The following is a 20,061-nucleotide window of genomic DNA, read 5'->3' as shown; positions in this document are numbered from 1 at the left end:
GGGTTCCGGTTATTTACTCAATACAGTTTGTGTTGTGCCAATATTACCCCACCTGGGCTGAAACACCAAGCCATCCGTCGAATAGTGGGTACAAATTGCACATTTTATCCGATCAACACCGGACCCCGGTTGGGTACAACCGGTTGATTTACCGACATTAAGGGGTGGCCGGCTTACGGTTCAGCGGCCGGGGGCGAGGGGTTGGGTGAGTACGCCCAGGCATTCCTGGATGCCTTCGCGGAAGTTGCCCAGCCGGAGGTTTTCGTCGGGGGCGTGGATGCTGTTGTCGGGATTGGGGATCCGCAGCGATACGGCCGGCAGTCCGAGGAGGTTGACGAAGGGACCCATGGGCTGGGAGCCGCCGGTGGTGCGCATCCGCACGGGGTCGCGGCCGAGGCTCCTGCGCACCGCCGCCGTCAGCCAGTGATCAATGGGGGTATCCAGGTCGGTGCGGAAGGGTACCGAGCCCAGGCTCGCCGTGAAGGAGACCAGCAGGGGGTGGGTGAGCCGCTCCTCCGCGGTGGGCAGGCTGTCGACGAAGTGGTAGCCCCGCGCGGCGATGAACTGCCGCAGCAGATCGACCTGCCGCTCGCCGGGGGTTTCGGGCACGAGGCGCATGTCGATCTCGACGATCACCTCCTCCGGGATGAGGGTGCGCACCTCCTTGCCCGTCCAGCCCGCGCGCAGTCCGCGGACGTTCAGGCTAGGGTACTGCAGGGCTTCCTGGTAGGTATCCCCCAGGTCTTCCTGCTCCGCGATGCCGACCATCTGGCGGATCTCTTCGCGGGTTTCCGGCACCTTGTTCATTTCCCGCTTGTCGGCCTCGGTGAGCTCCACCCCGTCGTAGAAGCCCGGGATGAGCACCCGCCCCCGCTCGTCCTTCATGGCGGCCAGCAGGCGGGCGGCATGGAAGACCGGATTGGGGGCGAAGTTGCCGTACTGCCCGCTGTGGAGGGGGTAGGCCGGACCGAAGATGCGCAGGGTGGCGGTGGCGATGCCGCGGGCGCCGAAGGTGAGGGTGGGCTCGTTGCTCACGTGGCGGGTACCGTCCATGATCACCAGGAAATCGGCGGCGAATAGATCCCGGTGGGCCGCCACGGCGGCGGGCAGGTCATCGCTGCCGAGCTCCTCCTGGAAGTCCATGATCACCTTGACGTTATAGGCCGGGATGATCTCCTCCTCCTGCATGATGTCCAGCGCCGTGATGAACGAGATGGCGGGCCCCTTGGAGTCGGAGGCCGAGCGGGCGAAGATCCGCAGTTCGGGGTCCAGTTCTCCCTCCGGCGCCGGCACCGTGGTGTAGCTGCCGTCGGCTTCCTTGCGCTTCCATACGGCCCGGTAGGGGTCGGGCTGGTTCCAGGCGGCGGGGTCCACCGGCTGCCCGTCGATCTGCAGGTAGAACAGCACGGTGGGCAGGGCGGCGTCCACCGATTTTTCCGCGAAGAGCAGGGGCATGCCCGGGGTTTCCAGCCGCGTTACCGCGAATCCGAGTCCGGCGAACCGCTCCCGGCACCAGGCCAGGTTGGCTTCTACGTGCTCCGGGTAGTTCCCGTCGTTGGGGATGGCGAGGAAGTCGATGAGCTCGTCCACCGCGGCGGGCAGGGCGCGGTCGGTGAGGGCGGCGATCGAGTCCGTAGTCAGTGTCTGACACCGGGCGGCCATAGGCACCAGCAAGGCAAAAGAGAGGAACAGCAGAATGGGTAGTGGTTTCACCGGCAATGCGTTGTTCCCTTAAAGGTCATGACTTTCTTCGGCTTTTGGGGCGTTGGATGGAACCTGCGCGCCGGTGACTTATGGTAACGCCCGGCCTGATCGGGTAAATGGGCTGAGCGGCTCCAGGCGCGATCCTCCGTGGACCTCGGTGCCTCTGTGGTGGGAAAACCATTCGGGCCTGGAGGCCCTCAACCCGTGGTACCAGCGCAGTGAAGAATGGCCTCGCGGATATAAAGCAGCGCGATTTATTTCGTGACCGCGAGCACAGCTCACGAGCCACGCCCGGCCCTGGAAGGGACGGCTTAAATTAGCGGGGTCAATTCCAAGCACAGCGAGGAATGGGCCTCGCGGAAATAGTGACCGCGAGCACAGCCTACAAGCCACGCCCGGCCCTGGAAGGGACGGCCTCAATTAGCGGGGGTAATTCCGAGCGGAGTGAGGAATTGGCCTCGCGGAATTAGTGACCGCGAGCACAGCTCACGAGCCACGCCCGGCCCTGGAAGGGACGGCCCCAATTAGCGGGGTCAATTCCAAGCGCAGTGAGGAATGTGCCTCGCGGGTTTAGTGACCGCAAGCACAGCCCACGAACCACGCCCGGCCCTGGAAGGGACGGCCTCAATTAGCGGGGTCAATTCCGAGCGAAGTGAGGAATGGGCCTCGCGGGTTTAGTGACCGCGATCACAGCTCACGAGCCATGCCCGGCCCGGGAAGGAATGGGCCCCGCGGAATTAGTGACCGCAAGCACAGCCCACGAGCCATCTGACGACGAGCCCAGCCAAATCGTATCATTTTCACTATTTTTGAAACGATTAACCCACAAAACCGTGTCACTCTACAATTGGCAACACGAAGGTTGGCCCAACTTCCAATGGGACGCGCCGGCCATTCAGGATCGGCTGCAGCGGTACTGCCGGGACAGTGTTGCCCTGGTCGATCGTATCCGGTTGCTTCCGGAGGAAGAAGTGCACGCTTATCTGCTTGAGCGGCTGGTCGAAGAGGCCAGGAGCACCTCAAGTATCGAGGGGGAGATAATGAGCCGCCACGACCTGATGTCATCGGTGATGAACAACCTGAACCTGGGAGGTCATGCAAAAAGCGGACACGACCTGAGGGCCAAAGCAATCGGCCAGCAGATGATCCTGAACCGCGATACCTTCTCCCGCCCCCTCACGGAGAGCACCCTGAAATACTGGCACGAGTTGCTGCTGGGCTACGAAAACCGCCTGACCGCGATCGGCGAATACCGTCAGGGGCTTACCCCCATGCGCATCGTGAGTGGTCCGGACTATCGCCAGGAAATACACTTTGAGGCTCCCCCCGCGGACCGCGTGCCCTCGGAAATGCAGCCGTTTATTGACTATTGCAATACGTCCAGGCCCCAAACGGTGGCTGGAGTGACCAAAGCGGGTGTAGCACATCTCTGGTTTGAAAGCATTCATCCCTTTGAAGACGGAAACGGACGCATTGGCCGGGCCGTAATGGAGAAGATGCTTAGTCAATCCCTCGGCGTGTTCGTCCCCTTCAGCCTGTCACACGCCATCGAGCGGAGAAGAAAGGAATACTACGCCGCGCTGAATGCCTCAAGTCACAGTCTGGACATCACCCCCTGGATGGTCTACTTCAGTGAAGTGCTGCTCGAGGCACTCAACCATGCCAATCAGTTGGTCACCTTCACCTTGCGCAAGCACGAATACCTGACGGCAGTTGGCAACCAGCTGTCGGACCACGAACGCAAGGCCATCGGCAAGATGCTCGAGGCCGGCCCCAGTGGATTCCAAGGCGGGATGACCACGAAAAAGTACATGCGTATCACCCGGGTTTCTCAGCCTACCGCCGCGCGCGCGCTGAAACGGCTGAGCCTGATCGGCGCCCTCCTGCAGCGGGGCCGGGGACGCGCTACCCACTACGTGTTGCCCTTTGGCGGGGACGCGCAGTGAGGAATGGGCCTCGCGGATTTTGTGACCGCGAGCACAGCCTACGAGCCATGCCCGGCCCTGGAAGGGACGGCCTCAGTTAGCGGGGTCAATTCCGAGCGCAGTGAGGAATGGGCCTCGCGGATTTAGTGACCGCGAGCACAGCCTACGAGCCATGCCCGGCCCTGGAAGGGACGGCCTCAATTAGCGGGGTCAATTCCGAGCATAGCGAGGAATGGGCCTCGCGGATTTGGTGACCGCGAGCACAGCCTACGAGCCACGCCCGGCCCTGGAAGGGACGGCCTCAGTTAGCGGGGTCAATTCCGAGCGTAGTGAGGAATGGGCCTCGCGGGTTTGGTGACCGCGAGCACAGCTCACGAGCCATCTATCCACGGTAAAACAAGCGAAGGTGAACCCCTGAAGGCACTGAAAACCACGGCAGTTTTCTTACCACAGATTACACAGATTCTGTTTCGCGGATGAACACAGATAATTCGCCTGCGGCGGAATAGGGCCAACCACGGAGGGCACGGAAGACACTGAGATCTCGGGAAAGCGCTCCATGGATCTCTGTGCCTCTGTGGTGGAGAAAACCAATCGGGCCTGGAAGCCCTCAACCCGTGGTACCCGCGCAGTGAAGAATGGGCCCCGCGGATTTAGTGACCGCGAGCACAGCTCACGAGCCACGCCCGGCCCTGGAAGGGACGGCCTCAGTTAGCGGGGTCAATTCCGAGCGTAGTGAGGAATGGGCCCCGCGGGGTTAAGGCGGAGCAGTTGATCTCGTGAGCGCAGCTTACGAGCAATCTGATGACGGGCCGGCGGTGACGAGCGAAGCGGGCGGCAACACATATGGTAAATAGTACTTGGTACCTGGTAAATGGGCTGAGCGACTCCAGGCGCGATCCTCCGTGGACCTCTGTGCCTCTGTGGTTGGAAAAACCGAGCGAGCAGAAATCTGCGAAACCAAATCCGCGCAATCTGCGGTAAAAAACGAGCGCAGCGAGGAATGGGCCCCGCGGATTTAGTGACCACAAGCGCACCCCACGAGCCATGCCGGCCTAAACCTTATGAGTGCCCGGCAGCAAGCGCCGAATCACCCGCTCGATCGTTAGTCCCTGCACCAGGATGGAGAAGACCACCACCACATAGGTCATCACCAGGAACATCTCACGGTTCATCTCCGGGGCCAGGCTGAGGGCCAGGGCGATGGAGATGCCGCCCCGGAGTCCGCCCCAGGTCATGATCGCGTCGGTGTGGGGGACGAAGTCGAGTTTGCGCTCAAACACCTTCACGGGCAGCCACAGGGAGGCGTAGCGACAGAGCAGCACCACCGGGATGGCCAGCAGTCCGGCCAGGAGGTAACTGCCCTCGTAAGTGAGCACCAGCATTTCCATGCCGATGAGGACGAAGAGGATGGCGTTCAGGAGGATGTCGATCAGCTCCCAGAACTTGTCGACGTACTGCTCGGTGGTTTCCGACATGGCCGACTCCCGCACCCGGTCGTTGCCCACCACCAGGCCGGCGGCCACCATGGCCAGGGGGGCCGACAGGTGCAGCTGCCCGGCGATCACGGTGCCGCCCATCACGGCCGCCAGGGTGAGGATGACCTCAACACTGAAATCGTCGATCGACTTCATCAGCCGGTAGGTGATCCAGCCGATGACCAGGCCGAGCAGGAGTCCGCCAAAGACCTCCAGTCCGAACAGCTCCAGGATGGCCACCGGATCGATGTCCTCCCCGGGGGCGGAAGCGATGCTGAAGAGGGTAAGGAAGAGCACCACGCCCACCCCGTCATTGAAGAGCGACTCCCCCACGATCTTGATCTCCAGCTTCTTCGGCGCCTGGGCCTGCTTCAGGATGCCCAGTACAGCGATGGGGTCGGTGGGGGAGATGATCGCACCGAAGAGGAGACAGTAGACGTAGGTTACCGGCGCGCCGAGCAGCTGCAGCAGGTAGAAGGTGGCCGTCCCGATGAGGAAGGTCGACGAGAGCACCCCCAGGGTAGCGAAGGCGATGATGGGCCACCGCTGGGCCCGGAGCTCCTTGAAGTTGGTGTGCAGGGCTCCGGCGAAGAGCAGGAAGCTGAGCATGTAGTCCATCAGCACCATCTCGAAGTCGATCTCCCGGATCAGCCGCGCCTCCGCCCGCAGCAGGGTATCGTCGAAGAAGCTGAGTCCCAACACCCCCAGGGTATACACCAGGGTGATGAACATCAGCCCGATGGTCGTCGGCAATTTGAGGAAGCGGACGTTGAGGTAACCGAACGCCGCCGCGAGGAGGATCAGGCCGGAGATGATGGGGTAGTAGTTCATGGTTGCTGGGTTTTGGTTGGCTGGTTGCGGCCCGGTGGGCGGTGGGGCCTCCTTGTTGGTGTGAGGTTGGTTTGGTTATTTCTGGTTGCTGGGTTCTGGTTAGCTGGTTACTGGTTGCGTTTGTCGTCGGACGAATTCCCGCAGCTTGCCCCGGGTTCGTCCGACGACTGGTCTGAGGTTATCTCTGGTTGCTGGTTGCTGGTTGCGGCCGTCGTCGGACGAATTCCCGCAGCTTGCGCCGGGTTCGTCCGACGACTGGTCTGAGGTTGCTGGGTGGCTCGTCAGCGGGTTCCGGGGGAGCCTACTCGCAATATGCGAAGTTCCGGCCGTGATTCCGTAAGAGCCCCCGCCCAAAGGCATCCACTTGCTACCTTATGGGCTCCAACTGAAATGACCTTGCATGGGAGTGACCGTACTGACCTTTTTGCTTTATACCGGATTCGTGGCCTTTTACGCTACCTGGAAGCTTCGCCGGAATAATCTGGATACGCAAGACGGTTACTTCCTGGGGGGCAGATCGCTGACGGGGGTGGTGATCGCGGGCTCCCTGCTGCTGACCAACATTTCCACCGAGCACCTGGTGGGGATGAACGGCTCGGCCTACCGCAACGGGGCCATCATCATCGCGTGGGAAGTCACTTCCGCCCTGGCCCTGATCGTGGGGGCGCTCTACTTCGCGCCGAAGTACCTGAAAATGGGGCTGACCACGATTCCCGAATTTCTGGAAAAGCGATTTGACGGGCTCACCCGTACGCTCGTGGCCCTCTTGCTGATCATTTCTTTCGTGGCTACCCTGCTGCCCATCGTGCTGTACACGGGGGCGCTGAACATTGAGGCCATATTTGAAATCTCTGATCTGCTCAACATCAGTGAGCGGGAGGGCATCTGGGTCACCATCCTGATCGTGGGGATCATCGGGGCGGTGTACGCCATCTTTGGGGGACTGAAGATGGTCGCCTACACGGATACCATCAATGGTTTCGGATTGCTGGTGGCGGGATTGCTCGTTCCCGTACTGGCGCTGTTGAGCATCGGGGAGGGAAACGCCCTGGAAGGCCTCAGCCGGGTTTTCGAGAACAGTCCCGACAAGTTCAACGTCATCAGCAAGGAGCCGGGGGTCGGGGAGGGGGCCCGCACGGCCATCCTGCCCTTCGAGGTACTCTTTACCGGGCTGGTCATCAACCAGATTTATTTCTGGACCATGCACCAGTCGATCATCCAGCGGGTGCTGGGGGCCGTGAGCCTGAAAGAGGCTCAGAAGGGGCTGCTGTTCACCGGCTTGCTCAAGATCCTGGTGCCCTTGATCATCGTCTTGCCGGGCCTGATCGGCTTCTACTACTACGGGGAAAGCCTGTACGACAACCCCGACAGCGTGTACCCCCTGCTGGTTAAGCGGGTATTGCCCCTGTGGTTGACGGGCTTCTTCGTGGCGGTAATGATGGGGGCCATCTTCAGTACCTTCAACAGCACGCTGAACAGCGCGGCTACGGTGTTCAGCCTGGGGATCTACAAACGCTACATCCAGAAAGACGCCGGGGAACTCCGGTTGGTGAAAGTGGGCAAGTGGACCTCCGCGATCCTGGCCTTTTTCGCCATCGGCATCGCGCCCTTCGTGGCCAATGCTCCGGCTGGTCTGTACCAATTGCTCCAGCAATTGAACGGCATCTTCTTCATTCCGATCGCCAGCGTGATCGCGGCCGGATTTTTGTTTCCGCGGGTGTCCGCCACGGGTGCCAAGGCGGGACTGCTGTTCGGCCTGGTCTTCTACGTCTTCCTGGACTACGTGCTCGCGGTGAACCTCCACTTCGTCCACATCTGGGGCATCGAGTTCGTGCTGAACATCATCGTGATGCACGTAGTCTCCCACCTGACCCCGAAGGATCCCAAATTCATCATGTACGACGCCGGAAAGCTCAACCTGAGCCCCTGGAAGTACGCGAAGGTTTTTAGCGTGGTGCTGGTCGTTCTCACCCTGGCGTTCTATCTTTCACTCGGAAACGTTTAACCGGGCAGCTACTGCTCCAGAATCAAGGCACCATGGCAGAGGAGAAGGTCTTCAGAAATTACGACGCGCCCGACGTATCGGTGGCGGTGCGGGAGCATTACCGGAAAATGCGCAAGAACCAGACGGTGGACTACGTGCAGCGCATGCACCGCAAGTACCTGAAATTCGACAAGCCCCTGGATCTCTGGGAGGCCATGCGCCACCTGAACAGCCTCATCGACGTCAGCGACCCGGATCTCGACCTGCCCAACGTCCAGCACCTCATCCAGAGCGCCGAAGCCATCCGGGCCGACGGGCGCCCCGACTGGATGCAGCTGACCGGCCTCATCCACGACCTCGGCAAGGTGATGTTCCTCTGGGGCAGCGACGAGGACGGTACCAGCCAGGCCGAGCAATGGGGCATGGTGGGCGACGTATTCGTGGTGGGCTGTGCCCTGCCCGATTCCTGCGTCTACCCCGAGTTCAACGCCCTGAACCCCGACATGCAGGACCCCCGCTACAACACCCCCCTGGGCATCTACGAGGCGGGCTGCGGCATCGACAACGTAGACCTGGCCTGGGGCCACGACGAATACCTCTACCAGGTACTCAACAACCACTCCACCAATACCCTCCCCGAAGAGGCGATGGTCATGATCCGCTATCATTCCTTCTACCCCTGGCACTCCGGCGGCGCCTACACCGAGCTCCTCGGCGAAAAGGACAAGGCCTACCTCGAGATCATCCGCGACTTCAACCAGTACGACCTCTACACCAAGAGCCAGAAGGTGTACGACCTCGAGGACGTGATCGACTACTACCGGCCCATCGCGGAGAAGTACCTGGGCACCGGCCCGATTTACTGGTAGGTCGGGACCCTCCGGGTCGAGGGGTAAAGTGTGATAATTGTAGCCCGGGCTGGATTTACCAGTTACCATCTCCGATTGGCGTCTTTGCCCGCTGGGTTCGTACGCATGACCGGACCCGCTGTAGTGTAGTAGACAAACGCCCGGGTTGAGGGCCTCCAGGCCCGATATATCCTTCCAGCCAGGGCGTCGGTTTCAATCGACCCAGCGGTAGTCCTTCCATGTACCTACTGTCCGGTCTTCGTCAAGAAATCCCGGGAAGGACAAGATAAAGATCCGGCCGGATGACCTTTCGGACCGCCCAGAGGTTCTCACCCCCATGCTACCCCTGCAAAAAATCACCTACTCCCTGGCGCTGGCCGGCCTGTTCGTGTGCCTCATGTATTTCGGCAAGCCCCTCCTGGTTCCGGTGGTGCTGGCTTTCGTGCTGTGGTACCTGATCAATGCCGTCGACCAGCTCCTGCGCCGGATCCCCGGCCTTGGCTCCCGGAGCCCGCGCGGCGTGAGCCTCACTGTAGCGGCCGTGGTGGTGCTGGCCGCCATCGTGCTGATGGGGAGCATGGTCGGCCAGCAAATCAATGAAATGATCGCCACGGCCCCCGACTACTGGCGCAACCTGGAGCGGCAGTTCGGCCGTATTCTCGTGGCCCTGGGCTACGACGAGGCCATCACCCTGAGTGCGCTCTACGGGGAGCTGGACATCAACGAATACCTCCTGAGCCTGCTGGCGGCTTTCACCATGGCCACGCGGCAGTTCCTGCTCGTCCTGCTGTATACCCTCTTCCTGCTGGTGGAGCAGCACACCTTTCCGCAAAAGCTGGCCTCCCTGCGGCTCAAGCCCCGGCGGAGTGCCCGTCTGCAGCTGCTGCTCGGCAAGCTCAACCAGGCCATCCGGGCCTACATCGGCGTGAAGTTCGCTGCCTCCTTTGCTACCGGCTTGCTGAGCTACTTCGTCATTGAGTACGCCGGACTGGATTTCGCCATCTTCTGGGCCTTCGCCATTTTCGCCCTGAACTTCATCCCGACCATCGGGTCCATCGTCGCCACGGTGCTGCCCAGCCTGATGGCCTTCGTACAATTCGACTACCTCACCCCCTTCATCATCGTGGCGGCGGGGGTCGGCCTGATCCAACTCTTCATCGGCGGGCTCCTCGAACCTCGGCTGTACGGGAACGCGCTGAACATCAGCCCCTTCGTGATCATCTTTTCGCTCATCCTCTGGGGCCTCCTCTGGGGCGTGGTGGGCATGCTGCTTTGCGTACCGATCACTTTCGTGCTCATCACCTTCCTGGCCCAGTTCCGGTCGACCCGGCCTATTGCGGTATTGCTTTCGCGGCGGGGCCAGGTGTAAAACAGGCACCTGCGCGCCGCCGCCCGGCTTGTTGTTTGCTCGGCCTACAAGGCCTCGACCTCAGGTGCGCCGCTCCGCCACCGCCAACCCCACGCACGCCAGCCCGTAGGCGACCAGGATGCCCAGCCACGCCTGCAGCCCCCACCGCAGTCCGTAGCTGAAGAGGATGGGCGCGGCGGCCGAGCTCACGACCACGAAGAGGCGGACCGTGCTCTTGATGCTGCCCAGGAAGCGCGGGCCGTAACGCTCCGCCCACAGGGCCGGGGTGTTCACCGAATCCATGCCGCCACTCACGGCCATCAGCCCGAAAAATACGGGTACCGACCAGCTGTCTTCCACCAGCAGCAGCACGAGCAGTCCCGCCACGGCCGGCAGCAACACGAAGCGCAGCAGCCGCGTGGGCCCCACCCGGTCGATGAGATCGCCGCCGAAGAGCAGGAAGGCCACCCGCACGAGCCCGTAGGCACTCAGTCCGTAGGCCATGGTTTCGGCCGTGTAGCCACGTTGCTCGGCGATAACGGATTGGTTGAAGACCAGTCCGGTGAATACGAAGGGGATAAAGAGGATGATGGGTAATATCAGCTGGAACCGGCGGTCCTTCAGCACCTGCGTCCGCGTCCAGGAATCCTCCTCCACCGCCGCGGGCGCTTCCCGTCGCTGGGCCTCGGCCACCGTATCGGCCCGCTGGAAGTCGTCGTAGCGCCGCACCAGCAGCCACACGGCGGGCACGAAGATCAGCAGCACCGCACAGCCCGCCATGAGCCACACCGGACCGTAGCCGTAGCTCACCATGGCGTAGGTAGCCAGGGGCGGCAGCAGCACCTCGGCCACCGACAGCCCAATGATGGACAGTGCCAGCGCCCGACCGCGCCGCGCATTGAAAAAGCGGCCGATGGTGGTGGAGCCAATCAGCGGCAACACCCCCTGTCCACCCAGCCGTACCACGAAGAGGCCGGCCACTAGCAAGAGGGTTTCGTCGGCAAACGCCAGCAGCAGGGTGCCCACGATGAGGCAAAAGGCGGTGACCGTGGAGACGTAGCGCACCTTGAGCCGGTCGATCTGCCGGCCAATCAGGGGCAGGATAAAGGCCGCCACCAGGGTGACGCCGGAGTACAGGCTGGCGAAGGTGCTCTCGCCCCAGTCCATCCGCTCCGTCATTCGCGCCACGAACAGACTGATGAAGAAGGTCTGCCCCACGAAGCTGAAGAAGAAGTGGAGGAAGCCGAAGGTTAGGTACCTGGGGTTCATTGAGGGGTCAATAAGTCAAGGGGTTAAGGGGTCAATAGCAGGGCATTTACCCCTCGCTTCGCTCGGGTAGGGGAAGGTACAAGGGGTGAAGGAGTGAAGGGGTTAATAGCACGACATTCGTCCCTCGCTTCGCTCGGGTGGGGGGAGGTACAAGGGGTGAAGGAGTGAAGGGCTGAAGGGGTGAATAGCACGGCATTTATCCCTCGCTTCGCTCGGGTGGGGGAAAGAGCCAGGGGTAAAGGGGTCACGGGGAAAAGTCAGGACTTGCAAATGGAGACAAGCACTGCGGGCCCTTGACTCCTTGACCCATTCACTCCTTAGCCTCTTCGCTAGGGCCGGAGAAGATACTAGGGGTCAGGGGCAAAGCCAGGACCTGCAATAGAGGCAAGCACTGCGGGCCATTGACCCCTTGACCCATTAACTCCTTAGCCCCTTTGCTAGGACCGGAGAAGATACAAGGGGTCAGGGGCAATGCCAGAACTTGCAATGGAGGCAAGCACTGCGGGCCATTGACCCCTTGACCCATTAACTCCTTAGCCCCATTGCTAGGGCCGGAGAAGATAATAGGGGTCAGGGGCAAAGCCAGGACCTGCAATGGAGGCAAGCACTGCGGGCCATTGACCCCTTGACCCATTAACTCCTTAACCCATTGACCCATTTCACTCCTTGACCTCACCCAGCTCCCCGAACAGGCTCAAATTCGCGGCGCGCACTTCCTCCTGGAAATCGCGTAGGTCGCCGGTGAGGAAGGCGTTGACCTGGCGGACGAAGTCGTCGCCCTTCTCGGAGAATTGCTCCAGCATCAGGCGGGCCATCTGGCTGGGTTCGCCTTCGATCTGGGTGATGTAGTTGCGGGCGCCGTAGAGGTAGGCCTGGAGGTTGGTGGGGTTGCGCTGGATGCCCTTCAGGTCTTCGGGTTCGGTGACGATCTCCTCGAGGCGGTCGATGTGCTTGAGGAGCTCCTTGCGGTGGTCGGCCAGGGTGTCCTTGACGGCCTTCGGGGCGTTGCTGGCGGCGTCTTCCACCCGCTTCAGGCTCTTGCGGGCCTCCTGCAGGCGGTTCCAGGCGGCGGTTACCTGGTTTACTTCGGCTTCCAGCTCGGCGTACATCCGGTCGCGGGCGGCGTAGCGGGCGCTGCCCTGGTAGTCGTCGCGGGGATCGGCGTGGAGGGTCACCAGGGTTTCACCGGTGTGGTCGCCGTAGGTCATCAGGATGCGGTAGGTACCGGGGGTGACGGAGATGCCGTTCAGGGCGTCGGCGTCTTCCTTCCGCTCGCGGCGGCTGGGGGTTTCTACGCCGTCGCGGCGCAGGTTCCAGGAAGTCCGGTTCATGCCCCACCGCGGCTTTTCGGTGTAGGTGCGGATGGTGTCGCCGGTCTGTACGTCGATCACCTGGATCTTCACCTTTTCCTTCGGGGCGGGGATGGGGTCCACCTCGTCGTCGGGGTTGGCAAAGGCCTTCCGCAGGCTGCCGGTTTCGCGGCCGGGAATGTCCTCCTTGATCTCGGGGTCGATGATGGAGAAGCGGGTCAGCTGGCTCACGTCCACGGAGTCGGGATCCACCATTTCACCGGGGCCGCCGGGGCGTACCCAATACGTCAGCATCGCGCCGCCGGGGCGGTCCTCACCCTGGAATTGTCCCTGGGCGTAGAAGCGGGTGCCCTGGTAGGAGCGGGTTTCCCAGGCGTAGGCGTCCGGGGCCGGGAAGAGGCGGAAGGAATCCTGCAGGATCTCGGCGCCCTCACGGGCCATTTCGCGGAACGGGCGGATATCGTCCAGGATCCAGGCCGCGCGGCCGAAGGTGGCGATGATCAGGTCGTGCTCCCGGGGGTGGATCTTGAGGTCGCGGGTCGACACGTGGGGGAAGCCGGCGTCGAAGCGGGTCCAGCTGTCGCCGTAGTCGAGGCTGTACCAGAGCCCCTGGTCAGTGCCCAGGAAGAGGAGGTTTTCCTGCACGGGGTCCTGCACGATGGCCTGGGCGTGGCCGCTGACCTTGTTCTCATCTACGATGCGGGTGAAGCTCTCCCCGTAATTCGTGGTGTGGTACACCATGGGTCGGTAGTCGCCGCGGCGGTAGTCGTTCACCACTACGAAGGCTTCGCCGGGATTGATGGGGGAGGCCTCGATGTAGGGGATCCAGCTGCCGGGGTTCATGCCGGTGAGCTTGCTGGTGAGTTCCGTCCACTCCTCTCCGTCGTTGCGGCTGATGTGGAGCCGTCCGTCGTCGCTGCTCACCCACAGGGTCTGGGGTTGCATGAACTGGGGCGGGGCGGGCACGATGGCCAGCAGGGTGGTGTGATTTTCGGCTTGGGTGGCGTCGATGGTAAGTCCGCCGCTGATGTCCTGCCGCTGCTTGGTGGAGTCGTTGGTGGTCAGGTCGGGACTGATGATCTCCCAGCTCAGGCCGGCGTTGGTGCTCTTGTGGACGTACTGGCTGCCCATGTAGATGGTGTTCGGGTCGCGGGGCGACTGGGCGATGGGGGCGTTCCAGTTGAAGCGGAGGAATTCCCCTTCGGGGTGGACGGGCCGGATGAAGGTCGTCTTGCCGGTGCTGCGGTCCACCTTGCCCAGGGCACCGCCCTGGCTGGCGGCGTAGACCACGTCGGCCTCGTCGGGCTTGAAGATGATGTCGAAGCCGTCGCCGAAGTACACTTCCTGCCAGTCGGCGTCGGTGACGCCGCCGCTCTTCAGGGCCTGGCTGGGGCCTACCCAGCTGCCGTTGTCCTGCATGCCGCCCCCGATCAGGTAGGGGTAGCTCATGTCGTAGTTGATGTGGTAGAACTGGGCCAGGGGCAGGTTGGCGGCAAAGCGCCAGGTTTCCCCGCCGTCGTGGCTGAAGTTTAGTCCGCCGTCGTTGCCCTGGATGATGTGCTCGGGGTTGTCCTCATCGATCCAGAAGGCGTGGTTGTCGGGGTGGACGTTGTTGCCGTAGTTGGCGATTTCGCGGAAGGTCTTGCCGCCGTCATCCGATTTGCTGATGTAGGTAGCGATGTGGAACACCCGGTTCGGGTTCTGGGGGTCTACGTAGATCTCGGCGTAGTAGAAGGGGCGGTCGCCGACGTCCTTGGTGGTCACCAGGCTGAAGGACTGGCCGCCGTCGGTGCTTTTGTACAGTCCGTTTTCCTTGGCTTCCACCAGGGCGTAGACGATGTCGGGGTTGCTGGCGGCGATGGCCAGTCCGATGCGGCCGAGGTTGCCCTTGGGCAGGCCATGCTTGGCGGTGCGGCGCTCCCAGTTGTCGCCGCCGTCCTTGGAGATCCAGATGCCGGAGCCCGGTCCGCCGGAGTTGAAGAACCAGGGGTCGCGGTCGAAGGTCCAGGTGGCGGCGATCAGCTTGTCGGGGTTGGAGGGGTCCATCACGAAGTCAGCGATGCCGGTGCCCTCGTCGACGTACAGGACGCGCTCCCAGTTCTTGCCGCCGTCGGTGGTTCGGTAGACGCCGCGCTCGGGGTTCGGTCCCCACATGCTGCCCATGGCACCTACGTAGACGGTGTTCGGGTCGGTGGGGTGGGTGAGGATGCGGTGGATGTGGCGGGTATCTTCCAGTCCCATCATCTCCCAGGTGGCTCCGCCGTCGAGGCTGCGGTAGATGCCGCCGCCGTAGTTGGCCGAGTTGCGGGGGTTGCCTTCGCCGGTGCCGGCCCAGATGATGCTGGGGTTGGCGTCGCTGACGGCCACCGCTCCGATGCTGAGGTACTTCTGGTCGTCAAAAATGGGCGCGAAGCTCGTGCCGCCGTTGGTGCTTTTCCAGAGTCCGCCAGAAGCCGTGGCTACGTAGATCAGGTCGCGGTCCTGGGGGTGGACGTCGATGCCCGTTACCCGCCCGGACATCCCGGCCGGGCCGAGGGAGCGGGGCGCGAGGGCTTTCCAGTAGGTTTCGTTGAGGTCCTGGGCCAGGAGCAGGGCGGGGGCGCAGGTGCAAAGGAGAAGGGTGAGGAGCTGGGTGATTCTGGTCATGGATTGGAGCTAAAGCTGGCAAGATAGCCTGCGGCTGGCAGACATCGGATGTTGTCCGCACGCCAAGCTGTCAGACATCGGATGTCTGACAAAATGTCAATCCTATGTTTTGCTGGGGTTTCCGAATGTGCCCAATTGATATTTCTCAGAAATCGGGTAAAAACATGACCCACAGCCCTGTCAGACATCGGATGTCTGACAAGATGACACCCCTCCAACATCCGATGTCTGGCCAAACAAACCCTACCCCCCCACCAGGTGTATACAATAGCGTGCTACGCCGCCTCGCCATACTCCCGATCCGTTTCTACCAGGTGGCCCTGTCGCCCCTGATTGGGCCGCGGTGCCGCTACGATCCTACCTGCAGCCACTACGCAGTGGGCGCCATCCAGGAATGGGGCGTCCTGAAGGGCAGCTGGCTGGCCCTCAAGCGCATCGGCCGCTGTCACCCCTGGGGCGCCTTCGGACCGGACCCGGTGCCCAAAAAGCCCCGCCGGGAGGAGTAACTTCGGAGGCCGGCTTGCATCCCCTAACACCTCGCTTATGATCCGACTACTCGCCCTGCTCCTGGTTTCCTCGGCCCTATCCGCCCAGGGCATCCAATTCTTTGAGGGCAGCTGGGACGAAGCCCTCGCCAAGGCCGCGGCCGAGGACAAGCTCATCTTCGTCGACGCCTACGCCGAGTGGTGCGGCCCCTGCAAGGTGATGGCCGCCAACGTGTTTCCGGACGCGGAGGTAGGCACCTTCTTCAACGCCAACTTCGTCAACGTTCAGTACGACATGGAGAAGCCGGAGTCCGCCGCTTTCCGCGAATTCCACCGTGCCCCGGCCTTCCCCACCCTGCTGTTCATCGACGCGAACAACGAGCCCGTCCACCGGGTCATCGGCGCCCGCCGCGCCCCCCAGCTGCTCGACGATGCCCGCACGGCCCTGGAACGGGTCGATAACCTGGACGCCCTGCAAAAAGATTACGACGCCGGCCAACCCGGCGCGGCGCTCAAACTGGTCCGCGCCCTGGTCCGCCGCGGCGAACCCCACCTCAAGATCGCCAACGACTACCTGCGCCGGCCCGACCTGGATTTCACGGAACCCGCGAACCTCCGCCTCATCTTCGTCGCCACGACGGAGGCCGACAGCAGGCTGTTCGACCTGCTACTGGAGCACCGTGACGCCATCATTGGCCTGGAAGGACGGGAAGCCTACGACGACAAGGTGGCCGCCGCCCTGCGCGCCTCCTTCGACAAGGCCCTGGAATTCAACAGTGAACGGCTGATGGCCGCCGTGGTCGACAAGGCCGCGCTGTTCGACAAGGACGAAGCCCGCCGCCTGGAATCCGAAGGTGAATTCGCCTTCTCCCTGCGCGGATCCGACGTCCAGAAGGTGTATAAAGCCGCCCGCAACTACCTTAAACGCGGGGCCGCGGGCGACGAAACCCGCTTGCGCAACCTCTTCGGGGCCCTGGAGAATTCCAACTTCATCGACCACACGGTCATCATCGATCTGGCAGCCGAAGCCCTGGGCGAAGCCGCCGGACTCGCCGCCGAAGGGTGGCGCGACTACTACAACCTGGGCCGCTTCCTCCAGAAACGCCAGCGCTACGATCAGGCCCTCGAGGCCGCCGAGCAATCGCTGACCGCCCTGGGGCCCAATGGCCGCGACAACTACCGCCGCGCCATCCAGGACCTGGCCGACCAGCTCCGGGCCCAGACCAAATAGCGGCGTAGCTTTGCGGGCATGTACCCGGATCTCAGTTACCTGCTTCACGACCTCATCGGCACGGCCCGCGACAATGCCTTCAGCATCGTCAAGACCTTCGGGCTGTTCCTGCTGCTCGCCTTCCTCGTCGCGGCCCGACTGCTCAAGTGGGAACTCCAACGGCGCGAGCGCCTCGGGCAGCTGCCCCCGGAACCGACACTGCAGATTCCCGGGCAGACGGTCACCATGGCCGACTACATCAGCAACGCCATTATCGGCTTCCTGCTGGGTTTCAAACTGCCCTACGTGGCGGCTAACTTCACCGCCTTCCAGCAGGATCCCGCCGGAACGCTGCTCTCCACTGAGGGCTACTTCCTGGGCGGACTGCTCGGGGCAGCCCTCCTCTTCGGCTACTACTATAACATCGGGCGGAAGCAGAAAAACCTCCCCGTCCCCCAGCCGGTGAACGTCTACCCCAGCGACCGCGTCGGTCCCATCACCATGGTGGCCGCGGTGGGCGGACTGCTCGGCGCCAAGCTGTTCGCCGTGATCGAATACTGGGACCGCTTCCTGGAGAATCCGCTGCGGGAGCTCTTCAGCGGCGGCGGACTGGCCATTTACGGGGGCCTCATTGGCGGCGGACTGGCGGTGTACTACTACCTGCGGCGGCACCGCATCCCGGTGGTCCCCATCCTGGACGCGGTGGCTCCGGCCCTCATCGTCGCCTACGGGGTGGGGCGCATCGGCTGTCAGCTGAGCGGCGACGGCGACTGGGGCACGGCCATCGGCGCCATCCCCGAGGGGTGGTTCCTGCCCGATTGGCTCTACGGCTACGATTACCCCCACAACGTGCTCAACCGCGGGGTACCCATCCCCGGCTGTACGGTCGACTACTGCAGCGTGCTACCCGAACTGCACTACCCCACGCCGGTGTACGAGACGCTGATGGCCTTCGCGATCGGGGGCATCCTCTGGGCAGTGCGCAAGCTCCTCACCATCTGGCCGGGTGCCCTGTTCTGCATCTACCTTTTCCTGAACGGGGTGGAGCGCTTCTTCATCGAGTACGTGCGGCTCAATGACCTTTACGACGTGCTCGGCCTGCAGCTTACCCAGGCCCAGATCATCGCCATCGGCTTCATGTTGACCGGAATAATCGGGGGAATAGTAGTACGCCGCCGGGGTCGGGTGACAACATCGGATGTCTGACTTTTTGGCGGGGGCGCGGGTGCCTGATTCCGGGGTATATTGCCGGTAAAATCGATGATTCGGGCGCGAAAAACCGTATTTTCGTGAGAAAACGCCAAAATTGACCGCCTCCCCCCAACAACATCGGATGTCTACGACATCCGATGTCTGACAAAGTGACACAACCGCAACGACGCCGCCCAGAACCAAGCATAAAACATAATTTTCAAAAATTGGTCAACCAAAATTTGGTTAACCAATTCCAGTCCTTATATTTGTTCGGCCCGCCGGTTAGTCCGCGGTACAATCAAGCTCCCATGTTAGAGAACTTCAGTGAAATAAAGGTCGAGAGTCCGGTAGACGTCATCATCCGGCAGGTGAGGGCCCTTATCACTTCGGGACAGCTGGCGCCCGGCGACAAACTGCCCGCCGAACGCAAGATGGCCGAGCGCCTCGGCGTCAGCCGCGGCCACGTCCGGGACGCCCTGCAGAAACTGGAGTTCTACGGCATCCTGCGCACCCTGCCCCAGAGCGGGACGGTGGTGGCCGGCATGGGCATCGCCGCCCTGGAAGGCCTGATCACCGACGTACTCCAGCTCGAGGAAAGCGACTTCGCCTCCCTGGTGGAAACCCGGGTGATGCTGGAAGTACAGTGTGTTAAGCTCGCCGCCCAACGCCGCACGGCCGACGACCTGGTGCAAATGGAACTGGCGCTCGCCGCCTACGAGAAAAAGATCCGCGCCGGAGAGCCCGCCGTGGAAGAAGACCTGCTGTACCACCTCAGCATCGCCGACGCCAGCAAGAACGGCGTACTGAAGTCGCTGATGATGATCATCACCCCCGACATCATCAACAACTACGTGAAGTACCGCATCTGCGACGACCATACCGAGCTCAAAGCCCATCACGAACACGAAGAAATACTCCGCCACATCCGCAACCAGGACCCCGTGGCGGTTGCCGAAGCCATGCGCCGGCACCTGGGAGACGTATCCCGGTTCAGCCAGACTATGCGCGACAATACTGAATTAAGTTTCCGACCATCGATAGACCGGTAACCCCGGCCTCCGAACCAGTCCATTACGGCTTTCCCTGAACCCGGCTCCTGAGGAGCTGACCGTCACCGGTTTGTTCAGCCCTGACCGCCCGCCCCGGGCGGAACGGGACCGGATTGCCCTTGCACTTCTAGTCATCATGCAAATTCTTTACCCATGACATCTTATCCGAACGGCGCGCACCGCCGCCGCGCCTGGCTGATGTTGCTGTCCGCGCTGCGGCCCGTCCTCCTCGCCGCAACTCCGGCCGCCTTCCAGCGGGTGGTGGGCGTGATCCCCGTGAAGGGGCAGGTGGCCAGCCTTAGAATCCAACCGACCAACATGAGGCTGTGGTAAACTTTACCCAACAGATCCTCAATCCGGGATTCAACGAGCCAGGGGAAGACACCCACCGCGACCGGATCGGAGAAAACGACAACAACGCCCCACCCACGATGAAAAACTACTGGCGAAAGGGGAAAGTGCGGCTGAAGAGCAAGAACCATAAGTATCCGGAGCCCAGCCACGTGGAGATGTTCCACACCACCGCCTTGGGCGATGACCAGAGCTACATCTTCCCGGAAAAAGTGGGCACCGAACCCTCCACCCTGGAGATCGTCGCCGACGCGGCCGGGATGCGGGTCACCCTGAACGACCGGGAGACGCGCACCTATGCCGGCTTCGACATGGAGAAGTGGGGGGGCTTCGAAAACTATTTCAAGGCAGGTAACTACCTGCAGGCCAAGGAACCCGACGCTTTCGCCCGCGTCAAATTTTACGAACCAACGGCAACCCAATAACCCT

Annotated in this window: 14 protein-coding genes; 10 read left to right on the top strand and 4 right to left on the bottom strand. The window is 62.3% G+C overall.

Going from position 1 to position 20,061, the window contains the following annotated elements; genetic code table 11:
* Positions 1-180: 180 nt before the first annotated feature.
* Positions 181-1,713 carry a M20/M25/M40 family metallo-hydrolase gene (locus tag CGL56_RS16400; protein WP_143470761.1) on the bottom strand — a complete coding sequence of 511 codons (1,533 nt, stop codon included), beginning with the start codon at positions 1,711-1,713 and terminating at the stop codon, positions 181-183.
* Between the two features lie 824 nt (positions 1,714-2,537).
* Between CGL56_RS16400 and CGL56_RS16395 the strand changes: the two genes are divergently transcribed.
* Positions 2,538-3,650, top strand: a complete 1,113-nt coding sequence (locus CGL56_RS16395) for a Fic family protein (protein ID WP_167641657.1) — start codon at positions 2,538-2,540, stop codon at positions 3,648-3,650.
* Positions 3,651-4,684: 1,034 nt separating this feature from the next.
* Here CGL56_RS16395 and CGL56_RS16390 read toward each other — a convergent pair.
* Positions 4,685-5,938, bottom strand: coding sequence for a cation:proton antiporter (locus CGL56_RS16390; RefSeq protein ID WP_099107666.1), 1,254 nt, complete (start codon positions 5,936-5,938; stop codon positions 4,685-4,687).
* A gap of 400 nt (positions 5,939-6,338) precedes the next feature.
* Here CGL56_RS16390 and CGL56_RS16385 point away from each other — a divergent pair, with 400 nt between their 5' ends.
* The 3 genes from CGL56_RS16385 to CGL56_RS16375 all read left to right on the top strand — a co-directional run bounded on the left by CGL56_RS16385 (position 6,339) and on the right by CGL56_RS16375 (position 10,139).
* Positions 6,339-7,943 carry a solute:sodium symporter family transporter gene (locus tag CGL56_RS16385; RefSeq protein ID WP_099107665.1) on the top strand — a complete coding sequence of 535 codons (1,605 nt, stop codon included), beginning with the start codon at positions 6,339-6,341 and terminating at the stop codon, positions 7,941-7,943.
* A 32-nt stretch (positions 7,944-7,975) separates the two neighbouring features.
* Positions 7,976-8,791, top strand: a complete 816-nt coding sequence (locus CGL56_RS16380; protein ID WP_099107664.1) for an inositol oxygenase family protein — start codon at positions 7,976-7,978, stop codon at positions 8,789-8,791.
* 316 nt (positions 8,792-9,107) lie between these two features.
* Positions 9,108-10,139 (top strand): AI-2E family transporter, encoded by a 1,032-nt coding sequence (locus tag CGL56_RS16375; RefSeq protein ID WP_099107663.1) that lies wholly within the window; start codon positions 9,108-9,110, stop codon positions 10,137-10,139.
* A gap of 60 nt (positions 10,140-10,199) precedes the next feature.
* Here CGL56_RS16375 and CGL56_RS16370 read toward each other — a convergent pair whose 3' ends face one another.
* Positions 10,200-11,387, bottom strand: coding sequence for an MFS transporter (locus CGL56_RS16370; protein WP_099107662.1), 1,188 nt, complete (start codon positions 11,385-11,387; stop codon positions 10,200-10,202).
* A gap of 659 nt (positions 11,388-12,046) precedes the next feature.
* A complete protein-coding gene (locus tag CGL56_RS16360; RefSeq protein ID WP_099107660.1) occupies positions 12,047-15,343 on the bottom strand; it encodes a VPS10 domain-containing protein in 3,297 nt (1,098 codons plus the stop codon).
* 224 nt (positions 15,344-15,567) lie between these two features.
* On the opposite strand from CGL56_RS16360, the gene yidD reads away from it, so the two are divergent.
* From yidD to CGL56_RS16330, 6 genes are all read left to right on the top strand, one after another.
* Positions 15,568-15,849 carry a membrane protein insertion efficiency factor YidD gene (yidD, locus tag CGL56_RS16355; RefSeq protein ID WP_099107659.1) on the top strand — a complete coding sequence of 94 codons (282 nt, stop codon included), beginning with the start codon at positions 15,568-15,570 and terminating at the stop codon, positions 15,847-15,849.
* Between the two features lie 37 nt (positions 15,850-15,886).
* Positions 15,887-17,059 (top strand): thioredoxin family protein, encoded by a 1,173-nt coding sequence (locus CGL56_RS16350; protein WP_099107658.1) that lies wholly within the window; start codon positions 15,887-15,889, stop codon positions 17,057-17,059.
* Between the two features lie 18 nt (positions 17,060-17,077).
* Complete coding sequence (locus CGL56_RS16345) at positions 17,078-18,244, top strand: prolipoprotein diacylglyceryl transferase (RefSeq protein ID WP_099107657.1); 1,167 nt, start codon at positions 17,078-17,080, stop codon at positions 18,242-18,244.
* Between the two features lie 296 nt (positions 18,245-18,540).
* Positions 18,541-19,281, top strand: a complete 741-nt coding sequence (locus CGL56_RS16340) for a FadR/GntR family transcriptional regulator (RefSeq protein WP_099107656.1) — start codon at positions 18,541-18,543, stop codon at positions 19,279-19,281.
* A gap of 153 nt (positions 19,282-19,434) precedes the next feature.
* Entirely contained in the window at positions 19,435-19,614 is a 180-nt protein-coding gene (locus CGL56_RS16335) for a hypothetical protein (RefSeq protein ID WP_099107655.1), read from the top strand.
* Positions 19,608-20,057 (top strand): polysaccharide lyase family 7 protein, encoded by a 450-nt coding sequence (locus CGL56_RS16330; RefSeq protein WP_099107654.1) that lies wholly within the window; start codon positions 19,608-19,610, stop codon positions 20,055-20,057. The genes CGL56_RS16335 and CGL56_RS16330 overlap by 7 nt, the downstream gene beginning before the upstream one ends.
* Positions 20,058-20,061 lie beyond the last annotated feature (4 nt).

The sequence above is a fragment of the Neolewinella marina genome (assembly GCF_002631205.1).
Lineage (GTDB): Bacteria > Bacteroidota > Bacteroidia > Chitinophagales > Saprospiraceae > Neolewinella > Neolewinella marina.
This window is presented reverse-complemented; position numbering and strand designations above follow the sequence as displayed.

Excerpts from the sequence above, each read along its gene's own strand:
- CGL56_RS16390 (WP_099107666.1), bottom strand. The coding sequence starts at position 5,938 with ATGAACTACTACCCCATCATCTCCGGCCTGATCCTCCTCGCGGCGGCG.
- CGL56_RS16385 (WP_099107665.1), top strand. The coding sequence starts at position 6,339 with ATGGGAGTGACCGTACTGACCTTTTTGCTTTATACCGGATTCGTGGCC.
- CGL56_RS16380 (WP_099107664.1), top strand. The coding sequence starts at position 7,976 with ATGGCAGAGGAGAAGGTCTTCAGAAATTACGACGCGCCCGACGTATCG.
- CGL56_RS16375 (WP_099107663.1), top strand. The coding sequence starts at position 9,108 with ATGCTACCCCTGCAAAAAATCACCTACTCCCTGGCGCTGGCCGGCCTG.
- CGL56_RS16370 (WP_099107662.1), bottom strand. The coding sequence starts at position 11,387 with ATGAACCCCAGGTACCTAACCTTCGGCTTCCTCCACTTCTTCTTCAGC.
- CGL56_RS16360 (WP_099107660.1), bottom strand. The coding sequence starts at position 15,343 with ATGACCAGAATCACCCAGCTCCTCACCCTTCTCCTTTGCACCTGCGCC.
- yidD (WP_099107659.1), top strand. The coding sequence starts at position 15,568 with ATGTCTGGCCAAACAAACCCTACCCCCCCACCAGGTGTATACAATAGC.
- CGL56_RS16350 (WP_099107658.1), top strand. The coding sequence starts at position 15,887 with ATGATCCGACTACTCGCCCTGCTCCTGGTTTCCTCGGCCCTATCCGCC.
- CGL56_RS16345 (WP_099107657.1), top strand. The coding sequence starts at position 17,078 with ATGTACCCGGATCTCAGTTACCTGCTTCACGACCTCATCGGCACGGCC.
- CGL56_RS16340 (WP_099107656.1), top strand. The coding sequence starts at position 18,541 with ATGTTAGAGAACTTCAGTGAAATAAAGGTCGAGAGTCCGGTAGACGTC.
- CGL56_RS16335 (WP_099107655.1), top strand. The coding sequence starts at position 19,435 with ATGACATCTTATCCGAACGGCGCGCACCGCCGCCGCGCCTGGCTGATG.